This is a genomic window from Clostridioides sp. LIBA-7602, from assembly GCF_056688945.1.
In genome coordinates, this window is the sequence record NZ_CP196991.1 from 1,708,286 (window position 1) to 1,723,524 (window position 15,239).

15 protein-coding genes are annotated in these 15,239 nt (G+C 27.6%); 13 read left to right on the plus strand and 2 right to left on the minus strand.

Going from position 1 to position 15,239, the window contains the following annotated elements; all coding sequences use genetic code 11:
* Positions 1 to 113: 113 nt before the first annotated feature.
* Both ACTG45_RS08170 and ACTG45_RS08175 read left to right on the plus strand, forming a co-directional pair.
* The gene (locus ACTG45_RS08170; RefSeq protein WP_021384353.1) at positions 114 to 791 is read left to right on the plus strand and encodes a manganese catalase family protein; all 678 of its coding nucleotides are present in this window, start codon (positions 114 to 116) and stop codon (positions 789 to 791) included.
* 176 nt (positions 792 to 967) lie between these two features.
* Complete coding sequence (locus ACTG45_RS08175) at positions 968 to 3,004, plus strand: thioredoxin domain-containing protein (protein WP_479920140.1); 2,037 nt, start codon at positions 968 to 970, stop codon at positions 3,002 to 3,004.
* A gap of 153 nt (positions 3,005 to 3,157) precedes the next feature.
* On the opposite strand, the gene ACTG45_RS08180 is transcribed toward ACTG45_RS08175, so the two are convergent.
* Positions 3,158 to 3,688, minus strand: a complete 531-nt coding sequence (locus ACTG45_RS08180; protein WP_479920141.1) for a MarR family winged helix-turn-helix transcriptional regulator — start codon at positions 3,686 to 3,688, stop codon at positions 3,158 to 3,160.
* A gap of 304 nt (positions 3,689 to 3,992) precedes the next feature.
* Here ACTG45_RS08180 and ACTG45_RS08185 point away from each other — a divergent pair, with 304 nt between their 5' ends.
* The 3 genes from ACTG45_RS08185 to ACTG45_RS08195 all read left to right on the plus strand — a co-directional run bounded on the left by ACTG45_RS08185 (position 3,993) and on the right by ACTG45_RS08195 (position 6,842).
* Positions 3,993 to 4,928 (plus strand): alpha/beta hydrolase, encoded by a 936-nt coding sequence (locus tag ACTG45_RS08185; protein ID WP_021384364.1) that lies wholly within the window; start codon positions 3,993 to 3,995, stop codon positions 4,926 to 4,928.
* 294 nt (positions 4,929 to 5,222) lie between these two features.
* Complete coding sequence (locus ACTG45_RS08190) at positions 5,223 to 6,434, plus strand: helix-turn-helix domain-containing protein (RefSeq protein WP_479920142.1); 1,212 nt, start codon at positions 5,223 to 5,225, stop codon at positions 6,432 to 6,434.
* 222 nt (positions 6,435 to 6,656) lie between these two features.
* Positions 6,657 to 6,842, plus strand: coding sequence for a hypothetical protein (locus tag ACTG45_RS08195; protein ID WP_479920143.1), 186 nt, complete (start codon positions 6,657 to 6,659; stop codon positions 6,840 to 6,842).
* On the opposite strand, the gene ACTG45_RS08200 is transcribed toward ACTG45_RS08195, so the two are convergent.
* The gene (locus tag ACTG45_RS08200; RefSeq protein ID WP_479918580.1) at positions 6,839 to 7,360 is read right to left on the minus strand and encodes a GNAT family N-acetyltransferase; all 522 of its coding nucleotides are present in this window, start codon (positions 7,358 to 7,360) and stop codon (positions 6,839 to 6,841) included. The genes ACTG45_RS08195 and ACTG45_RS08200 overlap by 4 nt on opposite strands.
* Before the next feature lie 361 nt (positions 7,361 to 7,721).
* Between ACTG45_RS08200 and ACTG45_RS08205 the strand changes: the two genes are divergently transcribed.
* The 8 genes from ACTG45_RS08205 (at position 7,722) to ACTG45_RS08240 (ending at position 15,130) form a co-directional block, all read left to right on the plus strand.
* A complete protein-coding gene (locus ACTG45_RS08205; protein ID WP_479920144.1) occupies positions 7,722 to 8,519 on the plus strand; it encodes a G5 domain-containing protein in 798 nt (265 codons plus the stop codon).
* Positions 8,520 to 8,628: 109 nt separating this feature from the next.
* A complete protein-coding gene (locus ACTG45_RS08210) occupies positions 8,629 to 9,219 on the plus strand; it encodes an SGNH/GDSL hydrolase family protein (RefSeq protein WP_479920145.1) in 591 nt (196 codons plus the stop codon).
* Positions 9,220 to 9,281: 62 nt separating this feature from the next.
* Positions 9,282 to 10,979: a phospho-sugar mutase gene (locus ACTG45_RS08215; protein ID WP_479920146.1), complete on the plus strand. Its 1,698-nt coding sequence runs from the start codon at positions 9,282 to 9,284 to the stop codon at positions 10,977 to 10,979.
* Between the two features lie 217 nt (positions 10,980 to 11,196).
* A complete protein-coding gene (locus ACTG45_RS08220; RefSeq protein WP_021384329.1) occupies positions 11,197 to 12,036 on the plus strand; it encodes a YihY/virulence factor BrkB family protein in 840 nt (279 codons plus the stop codon).
* 129 nt (positions 12,037 to 12,165) lie between these two features.
* Positions 12,166 to 12,786: a dihydroxyacetone kinase subunit DhaL gene (dhaL, locus tag ACTG45_RS08225; protein WP_021384337.1), complete on the plus strand. Its 621-nt coding sequence runs from the start codon at positions 12,166 to 12,168 to the stop codon at positions 12,784 to 12,786.
* A gap of 55 nt (positions 12,787 to 12,841) precedes the next feature.
* Complete coding sequence (locus ACTG45_RS08230) at positions 12,842 to 13,843, plus strand: dihydroxyacetone kinase subunit DhaK (protein WP_479920147.1); 1,002 nt, start codon at positions 12,842 to 12,844, stop codon at positions 13,841 to 13,843.
* Positions 13,844 to 13,866: 23 nt separating this feature from the next.
* Positions 13,867 to 14,751, plus strand: a complete 885-nt coding sequence (lsrF, locus tag ACTG45_RS08235) for a 3-hydroxy-5-phosphonooxypentane-2,4-dione thiolase (RefSeq protein ID WP_479920148.1) — start codon at positions 13,867 to 13,869, stop codon at positions 14,749 to 14,751.
* Positions 14,752 to 14,818: 67 nt separating this feature from the next.
* A complete protein-coding gene (locus ACTG45_RS08240; protein WP_479920149.1) occupies positions 14,819 to 15,130 on the plus strand; it encodes a hypothetical protein in 312 nt (103 codons plus the stop codon).
* Positions 15,131 to 15,239 lie beyond the last annotated feature (109 nt).

The following is a 15,239-nucleotide window of genomic DNA, read 5'->3' on the forward strand; positions in this document are numbered from 1 at the left end:
TAAATTACTAAATGTATAATTAAGTATTTATTAAATATTAATTATAGAACTTAGAATAATATTGTAACTTAAGTAAATAATAATTTTAAATAATAATTTACGGAGGTATTCATATGTTTAAACACGATAAAGCGTTATTAAAAGAAGTAAAAGTAGAAAGACCAAATCCTCAATATGCTGTTTTAATGCAAGAACAATTAGGAGGAGGAAATGGAGAATTGAAGGCAGCAATGCAATATTTAGCTCAAAGTTTTAGAATAAAAGACCCTCAAATAAAAGATTTATTTCTTGATATAGCAGCAGAAGAGCTTAGTCATATGGAAATGGTTGCTCAAACTATAAATTTATTGAATGGTCATGATGTTGATTATAATGCAGTTGATACAGGTGAAATAGAAACTCATGTATTAACTGGCTTATCACCAGTATTAATAAACTCATCAGGAGCTCCATGGACTGCTGATTATGTTACAGTTACAGGTGATTTAGTAGCTGACTTACTTTCAAATATAGCTTCTGAACAAAGAGCAAAGGTGGTTTATGAACACTTATATAGACAGATTGATGATAAATATGTAAAAGAAACAATAGATTTTTTACTTAACAGAGAAGAAGCACATAATGCTTTATTTAGAGATGCTTTAAATAAAGTTAAAGATACGGGTTCAAACAGAGATTTCGGAGTTACAGAAGATTCTAAGTTGTATTTTGATTTATCAACTCCAGGACCAAATCATGATACTAAGATAGATATTAATCCTCCTTCTTTTGAAAAACCTTTAAAGAAATAATTTGATATTTTTTATGTTGTTTTGTTTTAGTAAATATATAAAAAATTATTTGCCTAGAAGAATTAAGTAGATAAAGAATTAAATATATGTAGTTAAGATGGGTATACATTTATAATAAGTGTATATCTATTTTTTTATTGCAAAACATATAATAAAATAATAAATGAGGTGGTACTGTGGAAAATAATAGAAAACCTAATAATCTAATAAATGAAAAGTCTCCATATCTTTTACAACATGCATATAATCCTATAAATTGGTATAGCTGGAATGAAGAAGCCTTTAGAAAAGCAAGGGAAGAAGATAAACCAATATTTTTAAGTGTAGGGTATTCAACATGTCATTGGTGTCATGTTATGGAAAAAGAATCTTTTGAAGATGAAGAAGTTGCTGAAATAATGAATAAAAATTTTATAGCAATAAAAGTAGATAAAGAAGAAAGACCAGATATAGATAGTGTGTATATGACAGTTTGCCAAGCTATGACAGGTAGTGGTGGATGGCCAATGACAATAATAATGACACCAGATAAAAAACCTTTTTTTGCAGGAACATATTTTCCAAAATATTCAAGATATAATAGACCAGGCGTCATAGATTTATTAGAAAGTGTATCTGACAAATGGAATACAAGTAAAGATATACTTATAAAATCTGGAGATGAAATAATAGAAGCTCTTAAAGATGATTTTGGGGTAAAAAATACGGAGGGCGAGTTATCAAAAGATATGTTAAATTCATCTATTAGGATATTTAAGGCTATCTATGATGAAAAGTATGGTGGTTTTGGAAATGCACCTAAATTTCCAAGTCCTCAAAACCTTATGTTTTTGATGAAATACTATATTATAGAAAAAGATGAAGATGTATTAAAAATAGTGGAAAAAACTTTAGACGGAATGTATAGAGGAGGTTTGTTTGACCATATTGGATTTGGTTTTTCAAGATATTCAACTGATAAAAAATGGTTAGCACCTCATTTTGAGAAAATGCTATATGACAATGCCATGCTTACAATAGCGTATTTAGATGCATATAAAATAACAAAAAAAGAATTATATAAAGAAATTGCTATAAAGACTATAGATTATGTAATTAAAGAGATGCAAGATAAAGAAGGTGGTTTTTATTCAGCACAGGATGCCGATAGTGAAGGTGAAGAAGGAAAATTTTATACATTTAATCCTCTTGAAATAATTGATGTACTGGGTGAAGAAGATGGAAAGTTTTTTAATGATTATTTTGATATAACTAATGGTGGAAATTTTGAGGGTAAAAATATCCCAAATCTTATAAAAAACAAAGAATACGATAGATATAATGAAAAAATAGCTAATCTTAGCAAAAAGGTATTTGAATATAGAAAAGAAAGAACATCTTTGCATAAAGATGATAAGATACTTACTTCATGGAATGCATTAATGATAGTAGCTTTGGCAAAGGCTTATAATACTCTAAAAAATGATGTGTACTTAGAGTATTCAAATAAATGCCTTGATTTTATAAATGACAACCTTGTAAATGAGTCAGGTAGATTGTTAGCTAGATATAGAGAAGGAAGTTCTGATTATTTAGCTTATTTAGATGATTATGCTTTTTTAATATGGGCATATATAGAGCTTTATGACTCAACATTTGATATGAGATATTTAGAAAAGGCATTGAATTTAAATGAAAGTTGTATTGACCTTTTTTGGGATTATGAAAAAAGTGGATTCTATATATATGGTAAAGATAGTGAAAATTTAATAGCAAGACCAAAAGATTTGTATGATGGCGCTATTCCATCAGGAAATTCTGTTCAACTATATAATCTTATAAGACTTGCAAAAATTACTGGTGATAATAAACTTGAAGAAATATCGTATAAACAATTAAAAATATATGTAGATAATGTAAAAAATTCTCCAACTGGGCATAGTTTCTATATGCTTTCATTGATGTATGAACTTTATCCTACCAAAGAAATTATATGTATTTTAAAAGAAGACTCTGATTTGATTGAATTTAAAGAATTAATAAGTAAAAATTTTATACCAAATGCAACTTTTCTAGTGAAGAAATACAATGAAGAAAATACTAAGATAGATTTTTTAAAGGATTATAAATTAAAGAATGATAAGACTACTTATTATGTGTGTCAAAACAATAGCTGCAGCCAACCATTTAATGATTTACAAAAACTAAGTGATATGATTTTGAGAGTACAATAACTATAAGAAAAAAACTCTGTATTTATACTTAATACAGAGTTTTTTTATAGCTAATAAATTCACTTTAGTCATTTTTTAGTAGTATTGATAAATTAAAATTTTTATTTCTTAAAAATTAATTTTAAATTTATATACTTTATAAATATTATAATATTAGTAAGTTTTGTTTATCTTATTTCTTCTTCTTGAAAAGTCTTCGAGTAGTTCAGATTTAATTTTATCTAGTTCTTCGTCTTCCATAAAATTAGCATCTTCTTCAAACCCATCTTGTTCTTCACCATTAAAACGATACATTTTTTTTAGTAAATTCCACAGGGTTTCCAATTCATTTTTGGTAAATTCATGAAATACATCAGCCATAAAATTTATTCCAATTTTACTACATGTTATCATGACTTCTTTACCTAAGTCTGTAATTTTAACATTAATTGCTCTCTTATCATGAGGACTTGGAACTATTTCAACATATCCATTTTTTTCAAGATTAGCAACTAGTCTGTTTATATTCTGTTTACTTGTACCCATTTTTCTTGCAATATTATTTAATGTTGTTTCTTCTTCTGGTAAATGGAGAATAGATAAAATAGTCATATACTGTCTTGAAGTAAGTATGCCAAAATATTTATCTCCTTCTATTTGTATTTTGTTTGTAAGGGTAAAAAGAGTCGCATATGTTTGGTTCATTAAAAAGAGCTCTTTTAATTCATTTGAATAATCCATGAAATATCTCCTTTATATTTTTAGATATTATTATAATTAAAACAGAATATCATGAATTGATTCTAATGTCAATATGGTGTCAAAGTATATCTAAGGGTCATTTTTTTACATTAATATTAAGCAATTAGATTATTATATAGTTTTATATAGTAATTTGTATTAGCAATTAATAAATCTTAGATGTCTCTAGAAAGATTTTGACTTGAAAATATTTGTAATATAATATATAAGTTAATACATTGAATAAAATCAATCTGGAGGGATAATTATGAAGTGTACAAACTTTACTTTCAAAGGAGAGGAAGATTTAGATATATATACATATAAATGGGAAGATGAAAATATAAAAAATCCAAAAGCAGTTGTGCAAATTTCACATGGAATGGCTGAAACTGCACAAAGATATGAGCCTTTTGCTAAGGAACTTACTAAAAATGGATATATAGTATACATTAACGACCATAGAGGTCATGGAAAGACTGCAAAGACAATAGAAAATGTTGGGCATTTAGCTGAAAAAGAAGGATTTAGATGTCTCGTAGAAGATATGCACACTTTAACAAATATTATAAAAAAAGAAAATGAGAATTTACCAATTTATCTATTTGGACATAGCATGGGTTCATTTGCAAGTCAAAGATATATAATGGATTACAGTGATAATTTATCTGGACTTATACTATGCGGTTCAAATGGAAAACAAGGGATTATCTTAAATTTTGCTCATATGATAATCAATCATGAGATTAAAAAACATGGGAGAAGTTCTAGAAGTAATAAAATAAATGATTTGATATTTGGTGGAGAAATTATAAAAAGAAATAAAAACACTAAATTTGATTGGTTAAGTAGAGATAGAGAACAAGTTGAGAAATATATAAATGACCCATTTTGTGGAGTAGTGTGTAGTTGTGGTTTTTTTTATGATTTGGTTCAAGGATTAAAAGAAATTGAGAATAAAGAAAACTTAAAGAAGATACCTCTTGATATACCTATTTACATAATCTCTGGTGATAAAGACCCCATTGGAAAAAATGGAAAGGGTGTATTAAGATTGAGGGATAGGTATATAAAATTAGGACTAAAAGATGTCTCGTGTAAACTTTATAAAGATGGAAGACATGAATTATTGAATGAGATAAATAAGGAAGAAGTCTTTGAAGATATAATTTTTTGGTTGAATAATAAAATAGAAATATTATAGTAAAGAAATATATAATGAAATATTAACTTTAAATTTGTTTTTATAAATATAATAAGTTATAGTAAATAGATAATCTAAGTATTTAAAAAGACTATTTAATGTGAACCTATTAATTAAGTTACACTTAAGTCAACCTAATTAATAGGTTTTCTATTTTAAGTTATTAAAAGAAAGTTTTATGTTAAAATATAACCAATGGTTAAATTATGAACACTTTGTTAACTTTGCCTCGATTTACTAATAAATATTTTTTATATATACTTAAATTACAACAGATATACTAGGGAGGTATATATGCAAATTAAAATAGGTAAAGTCATACAAACTCTTAGAAAAGAAAGAAATCTGACTCAAGAACAATTGGCAAAGTTTATAGGGGTGTCAACACCAGCAGTATCCAAATGGGAGAGTGGAAATTCTTATCCAGATATAGAATTATTACCATTATTAGCAGATTTTTTTAACGTATCTATTGATAAGCTTATGAATTATAAGATTGATTTAAGTGAAGAAGAAGTAATGAAGATTTATCAAGAATTAGAAGCAATTTTTGCTGGGATTGAAATTGATTTATCGACAGAAGAACCAAAAGAAGAATGTAAAGAAGACTTAGAATCTGTGAAAAAACTTTCTAATATGTACATAGAGAAATATCCTAAAAGCTATTTATTAAAGTTAAAGATATGTTCACTGTACCAGATGTATTCATATAAATTTGGTAAGAATGAGTTGAACAACAAAGTAAAAGAAACAACAAATATTCTTGAAGATATAGTAAGAAATACAGATGAGATTCAAATAAAAGAAACAGCACTCATTATTTTATCAAATGCATACTATATGTTAGAAGATTATGAAAAAGCAGAGTTATACTTAAATATGATACATAAACCAATAGGAGATACAAGTGTCAATTTAGCTATGATATATTTAAATCAAAATAGGCTAGAAGAAGCAGAAATATTGCTTCAAAATAAATTGTTCACTAATGTATTCAATGTAAGTATGGATTGTAAAGGAATAATCAATGTATATAAATACCAATATAAGGAATTAAAGAAAAAATTGGAGGATAGAGATTCCAATAAAAAAGCAACAGAAAAAGAAATGAAATATATAAAAAATAAGTTGCTAGGGTATGCAAACTTCTCTTTGGAAATGAAAAAAATGCTTAATGAAGATAAAGGTGCATTTTTTAGTATATATATGGATTATATGGAATTATCTTTAACTTTTTTATTTTTTAATATGAAAGAAGAAGCAAAAAAAGCTTTATATAATCTAAAAGAGATATTAGAAAAATATCCTATACATGAAAGTTTGGATGTAAGTCAGATGAGTTTTTTTGATAAAGTAAAATCTAAAAATTCATATACTTTTAATATATATACGAATTTGTTAATAGTATTTAGTGATGATAGCTATAATGAACTTAGAGAAGAGCCAATTTTTAAGTCTATAATTGAAAAAACTTTGGAATTAGAGAAATCGTTAAAAAATAAATAAAAATTTAATACTTAAAGATTACTTAAATTAAAAGGGGATGTTTCAAAATAAAATTTGAAATCATCTCCTTTATTATGAGAAAATAGAAAAAGATTTCATAAGACATTCTAATTTATGGAATAATTTTTTTTCAAAGAGAAAGAATCTTTTAATTTTGTAGCATTAATTAATATTACTAATTTTCTTTCTGTCACAGTAGATACATTGTTATGTGATAATGTATTGGCTTCTAAAATTTTATTTGAGGGAGAAGTTGAAGAAATTTTCAATGATTGTGATGACTATGAAGTGAGAATACTTGTTGATATCTTAAAATATACTAAAAAAGCAACTAACCACAATGAATTAACTGCTTTATATAAGTGTTATGAAATTTTATGTAGTTCAATAAATGAGAATAGTATCTAGAAATTCATTACATGATTTCTTAAGTATTGATTAAACTTATTATATTCCATTTTAGATAGAATTTCTGGATAAGACATTACAACTAGATGATGACCACTAAATTTATCTTGGTATGGTGGATGAATATGTTCATAATCATTTGTCTTATATTTTACTCTTTCATAGAACGTCTTTCGCTGGATTGAAACTTCATCAATAGGAGGGTCAATTTCTAAAATAACAGTTTTCCCTCTCTTGTTTAGAAGTTCCAATGCTCTTTGTCCATACCTATTATTACGCATTTCTGGAAAAATACAGAAATGTTCTACATAAATAAAGTTTTTTGTTTCCCAGCACAACATTATACCAACAAACTGTTCTTTATCATAAATTAAATTGAATTGATATTCTTCATTTTCCATAATTTCTGCCTGTAAAGAAGATTTTCTTTGTTCATGAAATGGGAAACTAATTTTATATAATTCCATAGCCTTATGATATAATCTATCTTCACTAGTTTTTAAACGTTCAAATTTCATTTTGTTCCTCCTAACCATAAAAACTACTAATTTGTGTATGAGTTCATTTTATCACAGTCAATATGGGCATACAATGTGTTTTCATTTGTGCATCATTTCTAAGTTTTGTTTCCTCTGTGTACATTTCTTATAGGATGAAATATAACTGTTTGCATGTGATTTCAAATTATTATATTAAGCCATGATGGCTTAAAAACAGTATATGTTATCGCTTGTATATTATGTAAAAATGACTTTAATGATTTTAGAAGTTACAAAAAAGTTACATAAATTTGGAAAGCTGTAATATACATATATAATATAAGATTAAAGCTGTAATGAATAATACTAATTTGAAGTTTGAATATGGAGGGAGATTATTATGGAGAAAAAAGAAAAGAGGATAATAATATCATCTTTATTAAGTGTATCAATTTTAATGGGTTTGATAAGTATCTATTCTATATTAAATAAAGAAGATATACGTTTAACAGTTAAAGGTCAAGAGCAAAAAGTCTCTTCATTTAAAAAAACAGTTGAAGAACTCTTGGATGAACAGGGAATTAAGTATAATTCTGAAGATAAAATTAATCCAAGTTTAGATACAGAATTAAAAGATGATATGAAAATAAAAGTTGTCAAAGTAACTAACAATCAAAAAGAAGAAATTGAAAAGATTCCATTTGACACAAAACATGTAAATGATAGTAATTTGTTAAAAGGAAAATCTAAGGTCTATCAAGAAGGAAAAGAAGGAGAAAAAAAACTAGTCTATAAATTAACTTACCATGATGGAAAGTTAGTCAAAAAAGTCCTATCAAAGGAATTAATATCTAAGGAGCCAACTACGAAAATTATAAAATATGGAACTAAAGAAAAAGTATTAATTGCATCAAGAGGAGCGAATATAAGAGGTGGAAAGCATATGAAAGTGGTTGCTACTGCATATTCAGGAGATACAATAACATCAACTGGAACAACTCCAAGATGGGGTGTTATTGCAGTCGACCCGAGTATAATACCATATGGAACAAAAGTATATATACCTAAGTTGGGTATGACTTTTGTGGCAGAAGATTGTGGAGGTGCAATTAAAGGCAATAGAATAGATATTTTTATGAATAGTGAAGGAAGTGCGTCAAATTGGGGAAGAAAGAGTATAGATATATATCTACATTAAATTAGTGAATAGAATAACTTTACTTGAAAGATAAAAAAGTATAAAATATGAATTAACTAAACTGTTAGATTATTCTTGAAACATAAAAACATATCTAAGGGGGGATAGGATGAAAATAGTCTGCTTAGGAGATAGTTTAACATATGGGTTTGGAGTATCACGAAGTAATTCATGGACAAACATAGTTAATAAAGAGACTCGATTAGAAATAATAAATAAGGGTATAAATGGTGATACAACAAGTGGTATGTTAGTTAGGTTTAATGAAGATGTTGTAAAAAATTCTCCCGATATAGTTTTTATAATGGGTGGTACCAATGATTTGATTGTTGGAGCAGGAAATGAAGTTATTAATTCTAATATAATGGCTATGGTGCATCAAGCATATTCAAAAAATATTATACCTATAATAGGAATACCATTAAAAACAGATATCCCAAATGTTAGAGAGGATTGGAGTTGTTTTACTGATTTTAATATAGTATCCAAAAAATTAGAGTTATATAATTATTGGGTAAAAAAGTTTAGTGTAACATTTAATACTGATTTTGTAGATTTTTATTCAAAATATAATGAAAGTATGGAACGAGAAGGATATAAAAAATTGTATTTTGATGGGTTACATCCAACTAAGGAAGGGCATAGAATAATGGCAGACATTTTTATTAATTCAGTTAATAAGTATATAGACGAGTTATAATTATATAAAAAATATTTATTTATGCAATTATAATAAATACATAAGATAGGGAGGATTTTATTATGGATTATAGGAAAACTTATGAAGAGTGGGTAAAAAGTTCATATTTTGATGAAGATACAAAACTAGAATTGGATAAGATAAAAGATAATGAAAAAGAAATAGAAGATAGATTTTATAAGGATTTGGAATTTGGGACTGCTGGTCTTAGGGGAATAATTGAAGCAGGTACAAATAGAATAAACAAATACACAGTTAGAAGAGCTACTTTTGGATTGGCTAACTATATATTAGAAAATACGACAGCTGAAGAAAAAAATAGAGGAGTAGTGATAGCTCATGACAATAGACACAAGTCTAGAGAATTCTGTATAGAGTCTGCAAATACTTTGGCAGCATGTGGTATAAAAGCATATATATTTGATAGTTTAAGAACCACTCCAGAATTATCTTTTGCAGTTAGAAATCTAAATGCAATAGCTGGTATAGTTATAACAGCCAGTCATAATCCTCCTGAATATAATGGATATAAGGTATACTGGGAAGATGGGGCACAAGTTATGCCAGATATAGCAAATGCAATAACTGAGAAAGTAAATAGTATACATGATTACAGTATAATACCAACTTTAAGTGAAGCTAATAAAAATTTAGTTGTTTTATTGGATGAATCACAGGATACTGAATTTATAGAAGCAGTAAAGAGTCAAATTATAAGAACAGATTTAGTTAAAAATGTAGGTAAAACTTTTAAAATAGTTTATACACCTCTTTGTGGAACAGGTAATATACCAATAAGAAGAGCGTTAAAGGAGGTTGGATTTGAAAATATAATTGTAGTTCCAGAAGAAGAAAATCCAGACCCAAATTTTGCAGGACTTGATTATCCAAATCCAGAAGAGAAAAAAGCTTTAAATAGAGGAATATTACTTGCAAAAGAAAAAGGTGCAGACCTTGTAATAGCTACTGACCCAGATTGTGATAGAGTAGGTGTAGCTGTAAAAACTACTACAGGCGAGTATGCTCTGCTTACAGGTAATCAAATTGGTGGTATGTTAACACATTATATAATAGAAGGTTTAAAAGAAAATAATAAATTAAAAGAAAATCCTACAATGATAAAAACTATAGTTACATCAGAGTTTGGAGCAGATATAGCCAAAGCAAATAATGTTGATGTGTTAAATGTTCTTACAGGTTTTAAGTTTATTGGAGAAAAAATAAAATTATTTGAACAAAATAAAGACAGAAATTATGTATTTGGATATGAAGAAAGTTATGGCTATTTAGTTGGTACTCATGCAAGAGATAAAGATGGTGTAGTTTCTTCGCTATTGATATCTGAAATGGCAGCATTTTACTATTCAAAAGGTATGAGTTTATATGAAGGTCTAATAGAGCTGTATAAGAAATATGGATTTTTTAAAGAGCAGACTATATCTTTGACTTTAAAGGGGATAGAAGGTGTAGAAAAGATAAAAGAAATAATATCTTATTTTAGAGAAAATCAAATTGATTATATAAATAACATTAAAGTAGTAGACAAAAAAGATTATAAAAAAGGTATAGATAATCTTCCTAAGTCTGATGTTTTAAAATACTTTTTGGAAGATGAATCTTGGGTAGCAATACGACCATCTGGAACAGAACCAAAACTTAAATTCTACATAGCTGTAAAAGGAGCTAGTGATGTTGAAGCAGATGAAAAACTTAGTGGTTTAAAAGAATATATAGATATTATGGTTGAAAAATTAAAATAAAACACATTTAACTATTTTATAAGATAGTTTTATGATAATACTTATTTGGCTGAAAATTATAATTTACTTTCATTGATTAGAATATGGAAATGTTAGTATAATTGTTATTTTCAGCTTTTATTTATGTTATTTTTACTTAAATAATTATATTATGGCATGAATCTGAGTATAATTAATATTGTATAATGAAATTAATTTGAGAGAAAAGGGGATATTTATGTTTGGGATAGATAAAAAATTGATTGAATATATAGTTGCAAAATCTAATTATAGTGAGTTGAGTTCGAAATCAGCAGAAGTATCTTTTTTCTTAATGCTGTCCATATTTCCTTTTTTAATATTTACTATAAGTTCTATAGCATACATACCAGTTCTTCATTTAAATAAATATATAGCTCTTTTTAGAAGTATGATGCCAGAAGGTGCCTTTGATGTATTATCTTCAATTATAGTTTCTGCGATAGATAATAGAAGTTTAAATTTTTTAGCTGTCAGTTTTGTACTTACTATGTGGACATCTTCAAGAGCAGTAAAAGCTCTTATTAAAGGGATGAATAGAGCTTATAAAGTTAAAGAAACTAGGTCTTTTTTTAAAATTTTATCTATATCATTTTTATTTACAATCATGCTTCTAGTATTGATTTTTTTATCTATGATATTTCTGGTTTATGGAGAGAAAATAGGTTATTTTATTTTTAATTTTATAGGATTAGATGAGATATTTATAAGGATATGGGATATTTTAAGATACTCTGTAGGTATATTAACAATAATAATTATATTTACAGTTCTGTATAAGTATACACCAAATAAAAAATTGACTATGAAAGAATCTGCACCAGGTGCCATTTTTGCTACATTTGCATGGTTTTTAGTATCATTTTTATACTCTTATTATACAAATTATTATGCTAACTATGAGGTAATATATGGAAGTATAGCTGAAATAATTGTACTTATGACATGGATGTATTTTAGTAGTTGGTCTATCGTTATAGGATATGAAGTAAATTCAAGACTGTATTTTAGAAAGATAAGAAATGAAACTTTAAAGTAAAATATTAAAACCAGGAATAATGTTTAATATAACAAATGTAAATTTTGTAAAAACGTTTTCTAAAAATAATTTACATTTGTTATTACATATGATAATATTGAGTTAAGATATTGATAAGGAGATGATTCAATGTTATCAACGACTACATGGAAAAAAATGTTGATAAGTGCAGCAGAAGTATTAAAAGAAAATAAGATATATTTATGTGAACTAGATAGTATAGTTGGAGATGGAGACCATGGTGTTACTATAGATAGAATAGCAGATTGCATGAAAAAAAGAGCATTAGAAGAAAATGAAAATGATAGCATAAAATCAGTCAATGAAGATTTAAGTACTTTATGTATGAATGTAAATGGTGGTTCAGCAGGGCCTTTATGGGGGACTATATTTGAAGGAATGGCTGAAGGAATAGATTATAAAGAGGAACTTAAAATAGAAGAAATAAAAGATATGTTTAATGAAGCAAGAGAAAATTTATCTCTTATCTCTACTGCTAAAATAGGTCAAAAAACTTTGGTAGATGCATTATATCCAGCCATAGATGCTATTTATAATATACAGAGTAATGACATAATAGATATCTTTAGAGTGGGTTATGAAAAAGCAGTAGAAGGTGCTGAGAATACTAAAACTTACATAGCAAAATTTGGACGAGCAAAAAGTATAGGAGAGAGAAGTCTAGGACATATGGACCCAGGTGCTGTTTCTATATCATTAATGTTTAAAGGTTTATATAACGCATTATAAATGATATTAACAAATTAAATAATTAATATAACAAATTTAATAGGGGGAATTTATCATGCCAATGAAAAAATTTATTAACCAGCCAGAAGATTTAACTAGAGAAGTTTTAGAAGGTTTAGAACTTGCAAATTCAGACTTACTGAGAGTTACAGATTCTAATTTAGTAATAAATAAAAAACTAGAAGAAGCAGAAAGAGTAACAATAGTCACTCTAGGCGGAGCAGGTCATGAACCAGCACTTAGTGGATTTGTTGGAGATGGAATGGTCGATATAGCTGTGGTTGGAGATGTATTTGCAGCTCCAGGGCCTAACTCTTGTTTAGAAGCTATAAAAATGGCAGACAGAGGAAAGGGTGTACTATTTGTAGTTCTCAATCACGCAGGAGATATGTTAACAGGAAACCTTGTCATGAAACAAGTTAAAAAAGAAGGGCTAAATGTTAAAAGGGTTATTACTCAAGAAGATATAGCAAATGCACCAAGAGAAAATAGTGATGATAGAAGAGGTTTAGTTGGTTGTATACCTTTATATAAAATAGCTGCAGGAGCTGCTAAAGAAGGCAAATCTTTAGATGAAGTTGCAGAAATAGCACAAAGCTTTGCTGATAATATGGCTACTATAGCTGTGGCATGTAAAGGAGCTACTCATCCATCTACAGGAATGGTTATTTCTGAGCTTGGAGAAAATGAGATGGAAATAGGAATGGGGCAACATGGAGAAGGTGGAGGTGGACGTATGGAAATGAAGTCTGCTGATGAAACTGCTGAAATAATGACACAAGCTTTGATTAAAGATTTAGACATTAAAGATGGAGAAAAAGTAATGTTAATAGTTAATGGCTCAGGAGCCACTACTTTGATGGAAATGCTAATAGTGTATAGAAAATGTCATAAAATACTACAAGAAAAAAATATAGAAGTACTTTCGAATCATGTTGGAGAGCTTTTAACTACACAAGAAACAGCTGGATTCCAACTATTTATAGCTAGAATGAATGAGGAATTATTGAGATATTTTAACTCACCATGTAATACACCTTACTTTAAAAAAAATTAGATTGAATTAAAGGGAGATAAAAAATGGCAGATAAAGATGGAATGATACTACCAAAAGATTATGGAGTAGGTATAAAACCTCCAGAACAAAATTTTTATTTAAAAGGAATGGACAATGTGGATTGGGGAATGAAAAATAGATTGTCAAAAATATTCAATCCTAAAACAGGAAAATCACTTATGTTAGCCTTTGACCATGGGTATATCATGGGGCCTACTCAAGGGTTAGAGAGATTAGACCTTTCAATACCTGACCTTATAGAAGATGCAGACTGTCTTATGGCTACAAGAGGTGCTTTGAGAACATGTATAAGTCCAATTCAAGATAAAGCTATAGCACTTAGATGTTCAGCAGGAAGTTCAGTACTTAGAGAAGATATGAGTAGAGAAGTTATAGGAGTTGATATAGAAGATGCTATAAGAATGAATGCATCTTGTCTAGCTATACAGACTTTTATGGGAGCTGAAGGTGAATGTAAAGCCATAGAAAATTTAGTTAAAACAATAGATATGGGAAATAGATATTCTATACCTGTTTTAGGAGTTGTTGCAGTAGGTAAAGAAATGGAAAGAACTGCAAAATACTTTCTGTTAGCTACTAGAATGTTAGCTGAATTTGGAGCAAGCATAGTAAAGAGTTATTATTGTGAGGATTTTGAGAAAATAACAGCTGCTTGTCCAGTTCCTATAGTTATAGCAGGAGGAAAAAAAGTTCCAGAAAAAGAAGCATTAGAGATGGCCTATAGAGCTATAAACGAAGGTGCAGCAGGTGTTGATATGGGAAGAAATGTATTCCAATCAGAAAGTCCAAAGGCAATGATAAAAGCAATAAAAGCTGTTGTTCATGAGAATAATACACCAGAGCAAGCATATAAGTTATTTGAAGAATTAAAGAGAGAGTATAAGTAACATATACTAAAATAAATATATAAAGAGCAATATAATACATAAATTTCAATATATTGGAGGTAAATTTATGGAATTTGTACATATAGGTGTTATAACAGAAAAACAACAAGAACATGAAGAGTTTAATGAAGAATTAAAGGTTTATATAACAGACCCAAAATATACAGAGTTTAAATATGAATATTTGAGATTTGTCAAAGGAAGTCCTCTTCCAGAAATAATGCAAAAGAATCCTCATGTTGCATATAAAGTAAAAAATATGGACAAATACTTGAGTGAGAACGAAGTAATTGTAGAACCTTTTAAGGTAGGAGATAACTTGAAATGTGCATTTATAATTAATGGTGGTTTTATAATTGAATTAATGGAAGAATGTTGATATTTAAGCTAAAAAGCCTAGAATTTTTCTAGGCTTTTTTTATTATTAATACAACTTGACAAATTTTATTTAATGATATAATTTTAATTTATAATCAGCTTTGAAAGGA